The organism is Pigmentiphaga soli (assembly GCF_039541095.1).
Lineage (GTDB): Bacteria > Pseudomonadota > Gammaproteobacteria > Burkholderiales > Burkholderiaceae_B > Pigmentiphaga > Pigmentiphaga soli.
In genome coordinates this window covers 35,990-52,147 of the sequence record NZ_BAABFO010000010.1, presented here as the reverse complement: position 1 = coordinate 52,147, position 16,158 = coordinate 35,990, and the positions used below count along the sequence as shown (strand labels likewise).

Sequence of the window (16,158 nt, the reverse complement as noted above, 5' to 3'; positions counted from 1 at the left end):
CATTTCCCAGGAGTAGCGCCATGTCTTCCCCTACGCTGACGCGCCGCTGGGCCGTCCTGCGCGCCACCCGCCTGATCCCGGTCCTGCGTTACCACGATGCCGATACGGCCCGCTACGCCGCGCAAGTGGCGCTGGCGGCGGGCTGCCAGGCGATAGAGCTGACCTGGACGATTCCCGGCGTGCTGGACGTGCTGCGCGCATTGCGGGCCGAGAGCCAGAGCGCCGGCCGCGCCGGCGTGCTGCTGGGCATCGGCACCATCACGGAGGCCTGCCAGGCGCACGAGGCGCTGGAGTCGGGCGCCGATTTCCTGGTGTCGCCCGGGGTGGTGGCCGAACTGCCGCAGATGGCCGCGGCGGTGGACGCGATCAGCATGGTGGGCGCGTTCACCGCGACCGAGGTCATCGCCGCGCGCGACGCCGGGGCCGACGTGGTGAAGGTGTTCCCGGCCGAAACCGGCGGCCCCAGGCACCTGGGCGCGCTGAAGGCGGTGTTCGAAGACACGCTGTTCTGCCCGACCGGCGGCGTGACGGCCGCCAACATGGGCGATTACTTCGCAGCCGGTGCGCAGTTCGTGGGCATGGGCAGCAATCTGTACGACAAGCGGCATCTGGCGGCGCGCGATACGGATGCGCTGGTGGAGGCGCTGCGCCAGACGCGGATCGCGGCCGGGGGGTAGGGGCCCCTAAGCGCTTCGCGCGCCCCCCGGGGGCAACGCTGGCGGACCGGCGGAGCCGGATCCGCGGCGTTCTGGATAGGGCGGGGTGTCAGGACGGGTTGGACACCAGGGCTGCCCGTACGGCGGCGAGCCGGTCTTTTACGGTCTTGCGGTCTTGCGCGCTCATGCGCAGCAGGATGCGCTGGCCGGCCGGCAGCGATTCCAGGCCGGGGTCGGCGTATTCGTAGCGGGTCCAGGGGCGTTCCGGCGCGGTGGGGCCCTGGACCTGGGTCAGCAGCACCTGGGGCGTTTCGTCGGGTTCGGGCGTGGCCAGCAGGATGTCGATGACTTCCACCAGCCGGTCGTTGAAATAGCCGCGGCTGTAGCCGATTTCCTCGTAGGCGTGCTGGAACTCGGGATAGAACTTGCGGTAGAGCGCCACCAGCCGGTCGGGGCCGGCGGCGGTGGCCAGCTTCACGAATTGCGCGTAGCGCTTGGCGTTGGCCGCGCCGATGTACAGCCGGTCGCCCTTGGCGTCGACCGTGAAGCGGCCGGGCGCCGGATGCACCGGCCAGACGGCCGGCGCGGCCAGCGAGCGCCCGAGGTTGTCGACCGTGGCCACCACGCGCTGCGCGAAATGGTCGGTATTGAGCATCGACAGCACGGTCTGGTTGCCCAGCAGCGCCATCAGGCCGGCGTTGAGGTCGCCGGCGGCCAGTGCCGGGTCGGTATCGTCGGGCGGCGGGGTGACGGGATGCTGGATCTCGGGCTGCGCCGGCTGCGGCGGCGGCTCCACGGTGGGCGCGGGCGCCTCGGCCACGGCAGGCGCCGGCGGAGGAGGCGCTTCTTGCTGCTGCCGGTTGTGCCACCAGTACAGCGCGACGGCGATCAGCACGACCAGTACGGCGATGATCGGCGCGGGCGACCGTTCGGACGCGTAGGGCTTCTGCTTCATGGCGTCTCCCGTGGGCGAGATAAGCGTCTATCCTAACACCTTGCCCATGGCGGCCGTAGGGAGGCATCTTGGATCTTCGATTGAAACGGGCCTACGAACCGGCCGGGCCCGACGACGGCGTGCGGATTCTCGTGGACCGTCTCTGGCCGCGCGGGCTCAGCAAGGCCAAGGCCGCGCTCGACGACTGGATGAAGGACATCGCGCCGAGCACCGAGTTGCGCCAGTGGTTCGGCCACGATCCCGAGCGCTGGACGGAGTTCCAGCGCCGATACCGGGCCGAACTGCGGCAGCATGCCGAACAACTGGAGCGCATCCGCGCGCTCGCGAAGGCCGGGACGGTCACGCTCGTCTACGGCGCCCGCGACGAGGCGCACAACGATGCGGTCGTATTGAAAAAGGTTCTCTTGAAGGAATGACGCCGAAGTCCGAAACCTGTACCGCCGGCCTTGTCGTGCCGGACGACGACGCGCCGCTGCAAGCCTATGTCGACGCCATCCGCGCCTGCAGGGTCTGCCGCGACCGGCCCCGCCACGGACAGGCCCTGGCGCACGAGCCGAGGCCGGTCATCCAGGTTTCGTCCACGGCCACGATCTGCATCGCCGGCCAGGCGCCGGGCATCCGGGTCCATGAAAGCGGGCGTCCTTTCAACGACCCGTCGGGGGCGCGGCTCAGGCGCTGGATGGACGTCGGCGAAGACGATTTCTACGATGCCTCCAGGGTGGCCATCGTGCCGATGGGCTTCTGTTTCCCGGGATGGCGGCCCGGCGGCAGCGACCTGCCGCCCCGCCCGGAATGCCAGGAGATCTGGCGCGCCAAGCTGTTCGCGCGGCTGCCCGGCCTGACGCTGCTGCTGGCCATCGGCGGCCATGCGCAGAAATGGCACCTGGGGCCGGCGATGGCGCGGCAGGGCGTTACCGAGACCGTGCGGTCGTGGCGCGCGCTTCGCCAGAGGGATTCATCGCTGCGGGTGTATCCGCTGCCGCATCCTTCCTGGCACAACAACCATTGGCTCAAGCAGAACCCATGGTTCGAGGCCGAGGTGCTGCCGGCGCTGCGGGCGGACGTCCGCGCGGCGCTTGCCGGCAGCGGCCGAAAGGGGCGGGCCGGCGGCGCATGAAAGCGGGCGCCGGCCGGCGGAACGCGAGACCGCCGCGGCCTCGCCGTCAGGCGCCGGTGGGCTCGGCGGCCTCGGTTTCGGCCTCGACGCTGCCGGCCGTCGCCATTTCCTGCTGCCGCTGCCACATCGCCGCATAGATACCGCCGCGCGCCAGCAGCTGGTGGTGCGTGCCGCGCTCGGCCACGCGGCCGGCTTCCAGCACGATGATCTCGTCGGCGTCGATGATGGTCGACAGCCGGTGGGCGATCGTCAGCGTGGTGCGGCCCGCGCTGACCTCGCGCAGATTGGTCTGGATCTCGCGTTCGGTATGGGTGTCGAGCGCGCTGGTGGCCTCGTCGAACAGCAGGATGGCCGGTCGCTTGAGGATGGTGCGGGCGATCGCCACGCGCTGCTTCTCGCCGCCCGACAGCTTCAGGCCGCGCTCGCCCACCACCGTCTGGTAGCCGTCGGGCATGGCCAGGATGAAGTCGTGGATGTGCGCCAGCCGCGCGGCCTGCTCGATCTCGGCCTGCGAGGCGCCGGGGCGGCCGTAGGCGATGTTGTAGAGGATGGTGTCGTTGAACAGCACCGTGTCCTGCGGCACGATGCCGATGGCCGCGCGCAGGCTGGCCTGGGTCACGTCGCGGATGTCCTGGCCGTCGATCAGCACGGCGCCGGCGTCGACGTCGTAGAAGCGGAACAGCAGCCGGCTCAGGGTGGACTTGCCGGCGCCCGACGGCCCCACCACCGCCACCGTCTTGCCGGCCGGCACGGTGAAGCTGACGTCGTGCAGGATGGTGCGGCGCGGGTCGTAGCCGAAGGTGACGTTGCGGAATTCGAGCGTGGCGCCCTGCACGCGCAGCGGCGCGGCGCCGGGCTTGTCGGCCACCTCGCGGTCCACCGACAGCAGCTCGAACATCTTGTCCATGTCGATCAGCGACTGCTTGATCTCGCGGTAGACGAAGCCGAAGAAGTTCAGCGGCTGGTAGAGCTGCAGCAGGTAGGTATTGACCAGCACGAAATCGCCTATGGTCATGCGGCCGGCCACGATGCCGCGGGCCGCCATCCACATCACCACCGTCAGGCCGGCCGAGATGATGGCCGCCTGCCCGATGTTGAGCATCGACAGGCTGACCTGGCTCTTGACCGCGGCCCGCTCGTAGCGCTGCAGCGCCTTGTCGTAGCGCGCGGCCTCGTGCTCTTCATTGCCGAAGTACTTGACCGTTTCGTAGTTGAGCAGGCTGTCGATGGCCTTGGTGTTGGCCTCCGAATCCGTCTCGTTCATCTGGCGGCGGAATTTGGTGCGCCATTCGGTCACCACCAGCGTGTAGACGATGTACAGCGTGACGGTGGCCAGCGTGGCCAGCGCGAACCAGGCGTCGAACATGCGCCACAGGATGACGGTGACCAGCCCGATCTCGAACAGCGTGGGCAGCACGTTGAACAGCATGTACGACAGCAGCGTGTCGATGCCCTTGGTGCCGCGCTCGATCGAGCGCGTGAGCCCGCCGGTCTGGCGCGCCAGGTGAAAGCGCAGCGCCAGCGCGTGCAGGTGGCGGAATACCTGCAGGCCGACCACGCGGATGGCGTTCTGCGCCACGCGCGCGAACACCGCGTCGCGCAGTTCCGAGAACAGCAGCGTGGCCACGCGCGCCGCGCCGTAGGCCAGGATCATGCCGAGCGGAATCGCCGCCGCCACGCCGGCGGTGCCGCCCAGCGCGTCGACCGCCGATTTGTAGAACATCGGCACGTACACATTGGCCAGCTTGGCGACGATCAGCAGCGCAACCGCGCCGACCACGCGCATGCGCAGCCCGCGCGCGCCGGGCGGCCACAGATAGGGAAGCAGGGTGCGAAGCGTGGCGAAGCCGCCGCCGCGGCGGCTTGCGGGGGAGGGAGGGTTCAAAGCGGAAATCCTCGATGCGATAGCCGGAACGATACGCCAGTTGGAAGCCGGCCGCCGTGGCGGCCGGACGCCGCCGGCGCGGGACGGCGAAGCCGCCGCATGGCCGTCAGCCGAACCGGCAGGCCGACACGACCACGTTCATCACCTGGTCCCGGAAGATGCGGCGGCCGGCATCGCCGGCGGCGGCGCCGGCCGCCACCATCAGCGGCAGGAGATGGTCGGGATGCGGCTGCGCCTTCAGCGCGTCGGGCGCGTCGCGCCACTGGACCAGGGCGCGTTCGCGCTCGGCCGGCGGCAGCGCCACGGCGGCGGCCAGCCAGTCGTCGAAGCGCAGCGAGGCGTCGCGGAAGGCCGGCGTGAAGCCGCGCATATTGTGGAAGCTCATGCCGCTGCCCACGATCAGCACGCCTTCGTCGCGCAGCGGCGCCAGCGCGGCGCCGGCGCGCAGATGTTCGGCCGGGTCGAGCCCGTTTTTCATCGACAGCTGCACGATGGGCACGTCGGCCTGCGGGTAGATCAGCTTGAAGGGCACGAACACGCCGTGGTCGTAGCCGCGCTCGGCGTTCTCCGCCGCCGGCAGGCCGGCCTCGCGCAGCAGCGCCTGCACCCGCCCGGCCAGCCCGGGCGAGCCGGGCGCCGGGTACTGCAGCTGGTAGGTGTGCGGCGGGAAGCCGTAGTAGTCGAACAGCAGCGGCGGCCGGGCGCCGGCGTTGACGGTGAAGGCGTCTTCCTGCCAGTGGCCGGACACCACCAGCACCGCCTTCGGGCGGGCGCCGGCGTCGCCGGCCAGGCCGCGCAGGAAGTCGGCCATGCGGTCCCACATGTGCGGGTCGCCCGGCCACTCCATGAAAAAACAGGGGCCGCCGCCGTGCGGGATGAAGTAGGTGGGAAGGGGGGTAGGCATGGCGGGTTTCCTGCGCGGCGGGCCGCCGCTGGGCGGGCCGCCGGCGGGCGGCCCTGAAACAATATGGGGCCCGTCAGCAGGCCGATCAATGGCGTTTCGGTGAAGGGATCGTTCCGCGGGAGTGGATAATGCTCTTGCCGGGTGCACCACAATAGTGCAAAAAATGACGGCGCATTCAGCCCGTTGAAAGCGCAAATGTGTCCTTTTCGACGAACCTATTGCCCGAATTTCGCAAGACAGGCGAAGTCAACTTAGGTAGTCTACGGATACCGCTTCTTTCTGGTGCATCCCGCCGTCGCGCCGCACCGGGACCGGCGTCCAATAAATCCGAGACATCATGCCAACCGCTCAAACCGCCAACGGCGCGCCGACCTCGACGCCCGCCGCACGCACCGGCTTTCGCATGCTGGGTGCGCTCAGCTTCTCGCACTTCCTCAACGACATGCTGCAGTCGTTGATCCTGGCGATCTACCCGCTGCTCAAGAGCGGCTTTTCGCTGTCGTTCACGCAGATCGGCCTGATCACGCTCACCTACCAGGTCACGGCCTCGCTGCTGCAGCCGCTGGTCGGTCTGTACACCGACCGCCATCCGAAGCCGTTTTCGCTGCCGGTGGGCATGACCTGCACGTTGAGCGGACTGCTGCTGCTGTCGGTGGCGCCGAGCTATGGCTTCCTGATCGTGGCCGCCTGCCTGATGGGCACGGGGTCTTCCATTTTCCATCCCGAGTCGTCGCGGCTGGCGCGGCTGGCCTCGGGCGGCCGGCATGGGCTGGCGCAGTCGATCTTCCAGGTGGGCGGCAATTTCGGCAGCGCGATGGGGCCGCTGCTGGCGGCCGGGATCATCATCCCCAACGGCCGCGGCAGCGTGGCGTGGTTCGGGCTGGCGGCGCTGGTGGCGATCTGGGTGCTGCTGCAGGTCAGCCTATGGTATCGGCGCAACCACCTGGGCGCGCGCAAGGCGCGGGCGGCGTCCAACGTGGCCTCGCCGGTCAGCCGCGGGCGCGTGATTGCATCGATGGCGGTGCTGATGACGCTGCTGTTCTCGAAATACTTCTACATGGCGGCGTTCACCAGCTACTACGTGTTCTATTTGATGGATCACTTCGGCGTTTCGGTCCAGAACGCGCAGATGCACCTGTTCGCGTTCCTGCTGGCGGTGGCGGTGGGCACCATCCTGGGCGGCCCGATCGGCGACCGCATCGGGCGCAAGAAGGTGATCTGGGGGTCCATCCTGGGCGTGGCGCCGTTCGCGCTGGTGCTGCCCCACGTGGACCTGCTGTGGACGGGCGTGCTGAGCTTCGTGATCGGGCTGATCCTGGCGTCGGCGTTCTCGGCCATCATCGTGTTCGCGCAGGAACTGATGCCGGGCAAGGTGGGCACGGTGTCGGGCCTGTTCTTCGGCTTCGCATTCGGGATGGGCGGCCTGGGCGCCGCGGTGCTGGGGCGCGTGGCCGATGCCTATGGCATCGTGTTCGTGTACCAGCTGTGCGCCTTCCTGCCGTTGCTGGGCCTGTTGGCCGTTTTCCTGCCCGACCTCGGCCGCGACCGCCGCCAGCAGGCCAGAGCGTAACCGGCCCACCCCTACGCGCTTCCGGGAGGAGGCCCGTCCCTACGCGCTTCGCGCGCCCCTCGAGGGGCGACGCTGGCGGACCGGCGGAGCCGGATCCGCGGCGTGCTGGGTGGTGTTGCGGTACGCGCGGGGTCCGAGCTATTGCGTTGCGGCATTTTGGTGCTAAGGTGACGCCCAGCCTCGCGCTTTTCCCCGCCGGATCGATATGAAACCCCTTTTGTTTGCCGCGCTGGCCGCGGCGATGTTGTCAGGCTGCGGCGTGATGGCCGCGCCGTGCCGGGTCGCATCGGCCGGCATCAAGATGGTGCCGCTGGTCGGCGGCGTCGCGGCTCTGCCCACCGACGCCTGCGCCGCGGCCATCGACTGATGTCGCCCCGCGGCGCCCTGGTCCTGTTCTCGGGGGGGCAGGATTCCGCAACCTGTCTGGCCTGGGCGCTGGCCCGCTGCGAGCGCGTGGAAACCGTGGGCTTCGACTACGGCCAGCGGCACCGCGTCGAGCTCGAAGCCCGGCAGAACGTGCTGCGCGAACTGCGCGCCGGCTTTCCCGACTGGGCTGGGCGGCTGGGCCACGACCACATGGTCGACCTGGCGGTGCTGGGCCAGATCAGCGACACGTCGCTGACCCGCGATACCGAGATCCGGATGGCGGCCGACGGCCTGCCCAATACCTTCGTGCCCGGCCGCAACCTGGTGTTCCTGACGATGGCAGCCGCGCTGGCCTACCGGCGCGGGCTGGACGTGATCGTGGGCGGCATGTGCGAGACCGATTTTTCCGGCTATCCGGACTGCCGCGACGACACCATCAAGGCCCTGCAGGTGGCGGTGTCGCTGGGCATGGCCCGGCGTTTCCTGTTCGAGACGCCGCTGATGTGGATCGACAAGGCGCAGACCTGGCAGCTGGCCGAGGACCTCGGCGGCGCGCCGCTGGTGGACCTGATCGTCGAACACACCCACACCTGCTACCACGGCGACCGCAGCCGGCGCTTCGAATGGGGCTACGGTTGCGGCGCGTGCCCGGCCTGCGAGCTGCGCGCGCGCGGCTTTCGCCGCTGGCGCGCCGGCCAGGCCGGGCCGTTGCCGCCCGCCTGATCTTCCCGCAGGCAGAGACCTACCCAGGGCGCCACGGATCCGGCTCTGCCGGTCCGCCACGCGCCGCCCCCTCGAGGGGGCGCGGCCGAGGGCCGCGCAGGGGTGGGCCCATCAAGCCGCGGCGGCCGGCTTCTTCAGCAGCGCTTCGCGATAGGCGTCGATGTTGTCGATGGGACGGCGCGCGACGCCGGAATCCATCGCCGCCTGCGCCACCGCCGCCGCGATCTCGCCGATCAGGCGCGGGTCGAACGGAGTGGGGATGAAGTAGTCGGGGCCGAAGCGCAGTTCCTTGCCGTAGACCTTGGCCACTTCCGCCGGCACGTCCTGGCGGGCGATGCTGGCCAGCGCCTCGACGCAGGCCAGCTTCATTTCGTCGGTGATCCGCATCGCGTCGACGTCGAGCGCGCCACGGAACAGGAAGGGGAAGCACAGCACGTTGTTGACCTGGTTCGGGTAGTCCGAACGGCCGGTGGCGATCAGGCAGTCGGACCGCACGGCCTTGGCCTCTTCGGGCCGGATCTCGGGTTCGGGATTGGCCAGTGCCAGGATCAGCGGGCGCAGCGCCATCGATGCGACCATCTCGGGCTTGAGCAGGCCGCCGGCCGAGCAGCCGAGGAACACGTCGGCGTCTTTCACCGCGTCGACCAGCGAACGGGCGGTGCCGGTGGTGGCGTAGCGCGACTTGTTGAACTCCATCCGCTCGTCGCGCCCCTCGAACACCACGCCCTTGGAGTCGACCAGCACCACGTTTTCCTTGCGCAGCCCCTGGCGCACCAGCAGATCCAGGCAGGCGATGGCCGCGGCGCCGGCGCCCGAGCACACCAGCCTGACGTCGTCCAGCGATTTCTCGGCAATGCGCAGGCCGTTGACGATGGCCGCCGAGGTGACGATGGCAGTGCCGTGCTGGTCGTCGTGGAACACCGGGATCGACATGCGCTCGCTCAGCTTGCGCTCGATGTAGAAGCACTCGGGCGCCTTGATGTCTTCCAGGTTGATGCCGCCGAACGTGGGCTCCATCATCGCGATCGCGTCGATCAGCTTGTCGGGGTCGGTTTCCGCCAGTTCCAGGTCGAACACGTTGATGCCCGCGAACTTCTGGAACAGGCAGGCCTTGCCTTCCATGACCGGCTTGGCCGCGTAGGGGCCGATGTTGCCCAGGCCCAGCACCGCGGTGCCGTTGGAGATCACGGCCACCAGGTTGGACCGCGACGTGTAGCGTCCGACGTTGTGCTGTTCGTTCGCGATGGCCTCGCAGGCGGCCGCCACGCCGGGCGAGTAGGCCAGCGACAGGTCGCTCTGGCTGTCGAGCGTCTTGGTGGGGACGACGGCGATCTTGCCGGCGGTGGGAAACTGGTGATAGGCCAAGGCCCGATCGGTAAGGGAGGAGTCCATGTCGGTGGTTCGAAAAGCGCCTGGGGTGCGTGCGGGGGCTTCATTGTATGCCCGGATAGCCGGCATACCGTGTAGTTTTTCCAGGCAAACCCAGGCACGACGCGCTGTTTGCGCGGCGCAGCATCGGAGTGGGGGCTGCAATCGCCGGCCGGCCGCTAGCATTTTTTTCGCGTTGCAGCATGCTAGGGTTTACGCGACATCTGCCGTGGCGGGCGTTCAGAACGTCGGCCAGAGCCGGCTCAGCCGTACCTTGTACGAGGCGCGGATGTGCTCGCGCGTGAGCTTTTCGGCCAGGTCGGGATCGCGGGCTTCCAGCGCGGCCACGACTTCCTGGTGTTCGCCGGTGCTGGTGGCGGCCCGTTCGGGCACTTCCAGCGTGGTGGGCCCCAGCAGCGCCATCGACTCCTGCAGCGAGTTCAGCGTCTTCAACAGATAGCGGTTGTGCGCGCAGCGGTACAGCGTTTCGTGGAAGTAGCGGTTGTTGGCTGCCAGCCGCTCGGCGTCGCCGCGCAGCGCGTCGTCGCGGTCGGCGATCTCGCGCAGGGTGGCGATCTCCACGTCGGACGCGTGGCGCGCCGCCAGCCGCGCGGCCGTGCCTTCCAGCACTTCGCGCATCACGTACAGCTCGCTGATCATGCCGTGGTCGAGCTCGGTGACGATCAGGCCGCGGCCCGGCTCGTTGGCTACCAGCCCTTCGCTTTCCAGCCGGCCCAGCGCCTCGCGCACCGGCGTGCGGCTCAGCCCCAACAGTTCGGCCAGCTCGGTTTCGCGCAGCCGCGTGCCGGGGGCGAGGTCGCCGTTGCGGATGGCCGAGCGCACGTATTGGTAGGCGTGGTCACTGCGCGACCCGGCCGTCCTGCCCACGGTCTTGGCGTCCGGCATGCGGGCGGATGAACGGCTTCTGGGCATGGCGAGGGCATCTAGGCTGCGACGCGGGCAATGATAACCAGTTTGCGAACACTCCGCGACCGCTGCGCTCATATGAATACATTTGTGTACATCGGTCTTTCCGGTTTAAACTGCGCTGCCCGCGGCAAGCGGGGGATGTGAAAGGGGATACCAACGTGACGCAGGAATTATCGGGATACGACGTCCTGGTGGTCGGCGGCGGCAACGCGGCGCTGTGCGCCGCGCTCACGGCGCGCGAGGCGGGGGCCAGCGTGCTGCTGCTCGAATCGGCGCCGATCGCATGGCGCGGCGGCAACAGCTGCCATACGCGCAATCTGCGCTGCATGCACACCGCGCCTACCGACGTGCTGACGGATGCCTATCCGGAAGAAGAGTTCTACCAGGACATGCTCAAGGTCACCGGCGGCCAGACCAACCCGCACCTGCTGCGGCACGTCATCCGCCAGTCGGAAACCTGTACGCCCTGGATGCGCAAGCACGGCGTGCGCTTCCAGCCCTCGCTGGGCGGCACGCTGCACCTGGGGCGCACCAATGCCTTCTTCCTGGGCGGCGGCAAGGCGCTGGTCAATGCCTACTACAAGTCGGCGCAGCGCCTGGGCGTGCGCGTCGAGTACGAAGTCGAGGTGATCGACATCGTCATGGAAGGCGGGCGGGTCGATCACCTGGTGGCGCGCCGCGGCGGCCAGACCTTCAATGTGTCGGCGCGCGCCTACGTGCTGGCCTGCGGCGGCTTCGAATCCAACCTCGAATGGCTGGAAGAAGCCTGGGGCCCGGTGGCGCGCAACTTCCTGATCCGCGGCACCCGCTTCAACCAGGGCGTGCTGCTGCGCAAGATGATGGAGCGCGGCGCCTCGATCATCGGCGACCCGACCCAGGGCCACATGGTGGCCATCGACGCCCGCGCGCCGCTGTACGACGGCGGCATCGCTTCGCGCGTGGATTGCGTATCGCTCGGCATCGTGGTCAACCGCGAAGGCAAGCGCTTCTACGACGAGGGCGAGGATTTCTGGCCCAAGCGCTACGCCATCTGGGGCCGGCTGGTGGCCGGCCAGCCGGGGCAGATCGCCTATTCGATCATCGATTCCAAGGCCGTCGGCCGCTTCATGCCCACCGTGTATCCGGCGGTGCAGGCCGACACCATCGCCGAACTGGCCGCCAAGCTGGAACTGCCGGTCGAGCAGGTGCAGAAGACGGTGGACGAGTACAACGCCGCCGTGCAGCCCGGCACCTTCGACCACTCGGTCCAGGACGACTGCCGCACCGCCGGTCTGGAGGTCGAGAAAACCCACTGGGCGCAGCGCCTGGACCGCAAGCCGTTCTACGGCTACCCGCTGCGCACCGGCATCACCTTTACCTATCTGGGCGTGAAGGTAGACGAAAACGCCCGGATCCTGATGGAGGACGGCTCGATGTCCGACAATCTATTCGCGGCCGGCGAGATCATGGCCGGCAACATCCTCGGCAAGGGCTATGCCGCGGGTTTCGGCATGACGATCGGCACGGTGTTCGGCCGCATCGCGGGAACGGGAGCGGCGCATGCAGCAGCTTGACGACCTGGTGCGCGAAGCGCAGCGCACCCTCACCATCTGCAACGCCTGCCGCTATTGCGAAGGCTTCTGCGCGGTGTTTCCGGCCATGGAGCGGCGGCTGCAGTTCACGCCGGGCGACATCCATTACCTGGCCAACCTGTGCCACAACTGCGGCGAGTGCTATTACTCGTGCCAGTACGCGCCGCCCAACGAGTTCGCCGTCAACATCCCGCAGGTGCTGGCGCAGGTGCGCGGCGGCTCGTACCGGCGCTATGCCTGGCCGGGCCCGCTGGCCGCGCTGTTCGACCGCAACGGCCTGTTCGCGTCGCTGGCGCTGGCGGTGGGCATCGTCGGCGCGCTGCTGATCGCGGTGGCGGTGCTGGGCAGCTGGGATGCCCTGCTCACGCCGGCGGCCGGCGGCAATTTCTACCAGATCATCCCGCACAACGTGATGGCCACGGCCTTCGGCCTGGTGGCGCTGTTCGTGCTGCTGGCACTGGTGATCGGCTTCTCGCGCTTCTGGCGCGACGCCGAAGAGGCGCCGGGCGGCATCGTGCAGCCCGGTCCGCTGGGCCAGGCGCTGGACGACGCGCTCAGCCTGCGCTACCTGCACGGCAACGGCAACGTCGGCTGCACCTACCCGCGCGACGACCAGTCCAACGCGCGGCGCTGGTTCCACCACTTCACGTTCTACGGCTTCATGGCCTGTTTCGCCGCCACCTGCGTGGGCACGATCTACCACTACGTGTTCGACTGGCATGCGCCGTACGGCCTGCTCAGCCTGCCGGTGATCCTCGGCACGCTGGGCGGGATCGGGCTGGTGATCGGCCCGGCGGGGCTGCTGTACCTGAAGCTGCAGCGCGATCCCAACACGGCCGACGTCAAGCAGACCGGCATGGACGTGGCCTTCATCGTGCAACTGCTGCTGACCAGCATCAGCGGGCTGGCGCTGCTGGCCTTCCGCGAAACGTCGTTCCTCGGCCTGCTGCTGGTGATCCACCTGGGCATCGTGATGGCGCTGTTCGTGACGCTGCCCTACGGCAAGTTCGTGCACGGCATGTACCGGCTCGCCGCGCTGCTGAAGAACGCGCTGGAAGCGCGCCGGCCCAACCTGGGGCTGGGCGGGGAAGGCTGATTCGCTGGCGCGCGTGGCCTGGCAGGCCGCGCGCAAACTGCAGGGCGGGCGTCTGGCGGTTTCGCGGGACGCCCGCTTTTTTTGGGCCGGGCCGCATCGCGATAGTCCGCGGGACGAGGCGATGGCCTTCTGCGGCCGCGAAAGCAGCTTTCTCCAAATACGTCACCGCGCCGCGCGGGCATGCCTAGAATCTGCCGCAAACGACAACCGCGTCCGGCAGCAACGGACGCACGCGAGACGGCGGCATGGCCACGACCCAACCCTATCTTCTGTTGAATTCCGGCGATGTCGCGGCCGATGCGCAAACCACCTTCGACATCCTGCGCGCGGGCGGCATCGCGGTCATCTACCTCGACGTGGCCTATTCCATCCTGGCCCGCACCGAGGCCGCGGTCAGGAAGATCTACGACACCAAGCGGCGCAGCTATTCGAAGCCGACCGGCATCGTCGGCTCGCTGCCCGCCCACGACGCGCTGCACATCGTCAGCGAAGAGGGCCGGCGCGTGGTGCGCGCGGTCACGGTGGAACACGACCTGCCGCTGGCGGTGGTGGCGCCGTTCCGCCGCGACCATCCCTTCTTCGCCAACATGGAGCCCTTCGTCTTCAACAACGCGATCAAGGGCGACACGCTGAACCTGCTGCTCAACGCCGGGGCATTGCGCAACCGCATCGGCGAGCTGAGCTGGCAGGAGCAGATCCCGATGGTCGGCTCGTCGGCCAACGTATCGCTGACCGGCAGCCGCTACGCGGTCGAAGACATCGATCCGGCGCTGCTGGCCATCGCCGACGTGGTGGTCGACTACGGCCGTTCGCGCTACGAGAACCCGGACAGGCTTTCCAGCACCATGATCGATTTCCGCGACTACAGCATCGTTCGCAAGGGCGTGTGCTTCGACGCGATCGAGGCGGTGTTCCGGTCCGAATTCGGCATCGCGCTGAAGGAAAAATGACTGCAGGGCGCCGCCGGCGCGCGGGCCCGGCACGATGACAAGAACGGAGGTGACGACATGATGAAGCGGGCATTGGTTTTCTCTGCATGGATGGCATGCGCCGCGGCGGCGCACGGCCAGGCCTATCCCTCGAAGCCGGTCAGGGTGGTGTGCCCCTTCCCGGCGGGCACGTCGACCGACGTCATCGCCCGCGAGGTGGCGCAGATCCTCACGAAGGCCAGCGGGCAGACCTATTTCGTCGAGAACAAGCCGGGCGCCCAGGGCACGATCGCGGCCGATTTCGTGGCCCATGCGCCCGCCGACGGCTACACCCTGCTGCTGGGCAACAATACGACGCAGGCCGCCGCCAAGGCCTTGGTCAAGAATATCCAATACGACCCGGCCAAGGACTTCGAGCCGATCGCCCGCATCGGGCTGATCCCGCAGGTGCTGGCGGTGCGGCCCGACCTGCCGGTCAAGACCGCCCGGGAACTGGTGGACTACGGCAAGGCCCATCCCGGCAAGCTGCGCTGGGGCTATGCCAACGCGGCCAACCAGATCGCCGGCGGCGCGCTGGTGCGCGATGCCGGCCTCGACGCGATCCCGGTGCCGTACAAAGGCGTGCCGCAGATGCTGGTGGACCTGGCCGGCGGCGTGATCGATTTCACGGTGGCCGATCCGACCAACGTGATTCCGATGGCCAAGGGCGGCAAGCTGCGGCCGCTGGCCGTGACCACCGCCGACGAGATCCCGCTGTTGCCCGGCGTGCCGTCCATGTCGAAGACGGTGAAAGGCTTCACGCTGCTGGCCTGGTTCGGGCTGTTCGCGCCGCGCGGCCTGCCGGCCGACATCCGCGACACGCTGTCGAAGCAGGTGGTGGCGGGCGTGGCCGATCCGGCGGTGCAGGCGCGCATGGCCAACGTCGGCGTCGAGCCCTTCGCAGGCGACAGCGGCGTGCTGCGCGATTTCGTGGCCTCCGAAACGGTGAAGTGGACCTCGCTGATCGCCGCCACCGGCATCCAGCCGGAATGAGGCCGCCGGCGCGGTGACGCCGCCGGGGAACTGCGCTATAAGAGCGGGATCGCGCAGGGGCAGCGCGCGCCGGCTCCGCCGCGCCAGTCGCCCACCGCGCCCTCCGGACGGCACGCCGAGTGAATATCAACCGGATCGACCTGGCCACGCTGTCGCTGTTTTCCAAGGTTGCCAAGACCGGCAGCATCACCCGCGGCGCCCACGCGGCCGGCCTGGCGGTCGGCGCCGCCAGCAAGCGCATCGCCGACCTGGAGGCGACGCTCGGCGTCGCCCTGCTGGAGCGCCATTCGCGCGGGATCCACATCACGCCGGCCGGCCGCACGCTGGAAGACCACGCGCGCCGCATCCTGGCCGACGTCAGCCAGATGGTGTCCGAACTGGCCGACCACGCCGCCGGCCACGCCGGCGCGATCCGGATCTGGGCCAATACGTCGGCCGCCACGCAGTACCTGCCCGAGGTCGTCGCCCGCTTCCTGGCCGCGAACCCGGGCACCCGCATCGAACTGGAGCACAGCACCAGCGGCGCGGCGATCATCGCCCTGCTGCAGGGCGAGGCCGACGTCGCGGTGTTCGTCAGCCGCACGCCGCCGGCCGGCATCCAGAGCTGCGTGTTCCGCGCCGACCAGCTGGTGCTGGCGGCGCCGCGCGGGCACCCGCTGGCCGCGCGCCGCAGCGTCGATTTCAGCGAGGTGCTCGATTACGACTTCATCTGCCTGCCGCCCTCGACCTCGCTGGCGATCCGCCTGCGCGAAGAGGCCGAGGCGCAGGAGCGCCGGGTGCCGGTGCGTTTCTGCGTGAAGAGCTACGACGCCATGTGCCGCCTGGTGGGCGCCGGCCTGGGCGTGGCCGTCCTGCCGAGCGCCGCCTTGCAGACCCAGCTCGCCCAGTTGCCGCTGGTCCAGGTCGGGCTGAACGATCCCTGGACGGCGCGCGACCTGCTGCTGGGCGTGCGCGATTTCGGCGCCTTGCCGCCGATCGCGCGGTCCTTCGTGGCGTCGCTGTGCCCGCAGGGGGTGTTCGTGCCGCGTTGAGCCGACCGCTGGCTTGCTGGACGAC

The 16,158-nt window shown here is 69.0% G+C and carries 15 protein-coding genes and 1 pseudogene; 11 read left to right on the top strand and 5 right to left on the bottom strand.

Annotation, left to right across the window (positions count from 1 at the left end; genetic code table 11):
* Positions 1–20 precede the first annotated feature (20 nt).
* Positions 21–677 (top strand): bifunctional 4-hydroxy-2-oxoglutarate aldolase/2-dehydro-3-deoxy-phosphogluconate aldolase, encoded by a 657-nt coding sequence (locus ABD927_RS11890; RefSeq protein WP_345249607.1) that lies wholly within the window; start codon positions 21–23, stop codon positions 675–677.
* An 88-nt stretch (positions 678–765) separates the two neighbouring features.
* Here ABD927_RS11890 and ABD927_RS11885 read toward each other — a convergent pair whose 3' ends face one another.
* A complete protein-coding gene (locus tag ABD927_RS11885; protein WP_345249605.1) occupies positions 766–1,611 on the bottom strand; it encodes a DUF3014 domain-containing protein in 846 nt (281 codons plus the stop codon).
* Positions 1,612–1,691: 80 nt separating this feature from the next.
* Here ABD927_RS11885 and ABD927_RS11880 point away from each other — a divergent pair, with 80 nt between their 5' ends.
* Both ABD927_RS11880 and ABD927_RS11875 read left to right on the top strand, forming a co-directional pair.
* Positions 1,692–2,027 carry a DUF488 domain-containing protein gene (locus tag ABD927_RS11880; protein ID WP_345249603.1) on the top strand — a complete coding sequence of 112 codons (336 nt, stop codon included), beginning with the start codon at positions 1,692–1,694 and terminating at the stop codon, positions 2,025–2,027.
* Entirely contained in the window at positions 2,024–2,728 is a 705-nt protein-coding gene (locus tag ABD927_RS11875; protein WP_345249601.1) for a uracil-DNA glycosylase family protein, read from the top strand. The genes ABD927_RS11880 and ABD927_RS11875 overlap by 4 nt, the downstream gene beginning before the upstream one ends.
* A gap of 46 nt (positions 2,729–2,774) precedes the next feature.
* On the opposite strand, the gene ABD927_RS11870 is transcribed toward ABD927_RS11875, so the two are convergent.
* Both ABD927_RS11870 and ABD927_RS11865 read right to left on the bottom strand, forming a co-directional pair.
* A complete protein-coding gene (locus ABD927_RS11870) occupies positions 2,775–4,622 on the bottom strand; it encodes an ABCB family ABC transporter ATP-binding protein/permease (RefSeq protein WP_425570246.1) in 1,848 nt (615 codons plus the stop codon).
* A gap of 97 nt (positions 4,623–4,719) precedes the next feature.
* On the bottom strand, positions 4,720–5,517 hold the full coding sequence (locus ABD927_RS11865) for a DODA-type extradiol aromatic ring-opening family dioxygenase (protein ID WP_345249597.1): 798 nt from the start codon (positions 5,515–5,517) through the stop codon (positions 4,720–4,722).
* A 337-nt stretch (positions 5,518–5,854) separates the two neighbouring features.
* On the opposite strand from ABD927_RS11865, the gene ABD927_RS11860 reads away from it, so the two are divergent.
* The 3 genes from ABD927_RS11860 to queC all read left to right on the top strand — a co-directional run bounded on the left by ABD927_RS11860 (position 5,855) and on the right by queC (position 8,176).
* On the top strand, positions 5,855–7,087 hold the full coding sequence (locus ABD927_RS11860) for an MFS transporter (protein ID WP_345249595.1): 1,233 nt from the start codon (positions 5,855–5,857) through the stop codon (positions 7,085–7,087).
* A 205-nt stretch (positions 7,088–7,292) separates the two neighbouring features.
* A complete protein-coding gene (locus tag ABD927_RS11855; RefSeq protein WP_345249593.1) occupies positions 7,293–7,454 on the top strand; it encodes a DUF6726 family protein in 162 nt (53 codons plus the stop codon).
* On the top strand, positions 7,454–8,176 hold the full coding sequence (gene queC, locus ABD927_RS11850) for a 7-cyano-7-deazaguanine synthase QueC (RefSeq protein WP_345249591.1): 723 nt from the start codon (positions 7,454–7,456) through the stop codon (positions 8,174–8,176). The genes ABD927_RS11855 and queC overlap by 1 nt, the downstream gene beginning before the upstream one ends.
* A gap of 138 nt (positions 8,177–8,314) precedes the next feature.
* Here the strand turns inward: queC and ABD927_RS11845 are convergent.
* Positions 8,315–9,568: pseudogene (locus ABD927_RS11845) on the bottom strand (malic enzyme-like NAD(P)-binding protein); the annotation flags it as partial.
* Between the two features lie 216 nt (positions 9,569–9,784).
* The gene (locus ABD927_RS11840; protein ID WP_345249840.1) at positions 9,785–10,450 is read right to left on the bottom strand and encodes a GntR family transcriptional regulator; all 666 of its coding nucleotides are present in this window, start codon (positions 10,448–10,450) and stop codon (positions 9,785–9,787) included.
* A gap of 182 nt (positions 10,451–10,632) precedes the next feature.
* Here ABD927_RS11840 and tcuA point away from each other — a divergent pair, with 182 nt between their 5' ends.
* From tcuA to ABD927_RS11815, 5 genes are all read left to right on the top strand, one after another.
* The gene (gene tcuA / locus ABD927_RS11835; RefSeq protein ID WP_345249589.1) at positions 10,633–12,027 is read left to right on the top strand and encodes an FAD-dependent tricarballylate dehydrogenase TcuA; all 1,395 of its coding nucleotides are present in this window, start codon (positions 10,633–10,635) and stop codon (positions 12,025–12,027) included.
* Entirely contained in the window at positions 12,014–13,141 is a 1,128-nt protein-coding gene (gene tcuB, locus ABD927_RS11830) for a tricarballylate utilization 4Fe-4S protein TcuB (RefSeq protein ID WP_345249587.1), read from the top strand. The genes tcuA and tcuB overlap by 14 nt, the downstream gene beginning before the upstream one ends.
* Positions 13,142–13,386: 245 nt before the next feature.
* Positions 13,387–14,091: a Sua5/YciO/YrdC/YwlC family protein gene (locus ABD927_RS11825; protein WP_345249585.1), complete on the top strand. Its 705-nt coding sequence runs from the start codon at positions 13,387–13,389 to the stop codon at positions 14,089–14,091.
* 57 nt (positions 14,092–14,148) lie between these two features.
* Positions 14,149–15,102: a Bug family tripartite tricarboxylate transporter substrate binding protein gene (locus tag ABD927_RS11820; RefSeq protein WP_345249583.1), complete on the top strand. Its 954-nt coding sequence runs from the start codon at positions 14,149–14,151 to the stop codon at positions 15,100–15,102.
* Between the two features lie 119 nt (positions 15,103–15,221).
* Entirely contained in the window at positions 15,222–16,133 is a 912-nt protein-coding gene (locus ABD927_RS11815; protein ID WP_345249581.1) for a LysR family transcriptional regulator, read from the top strand.
* Positions 16,134–16,158 lie beyond the last annotated feature (25 nt).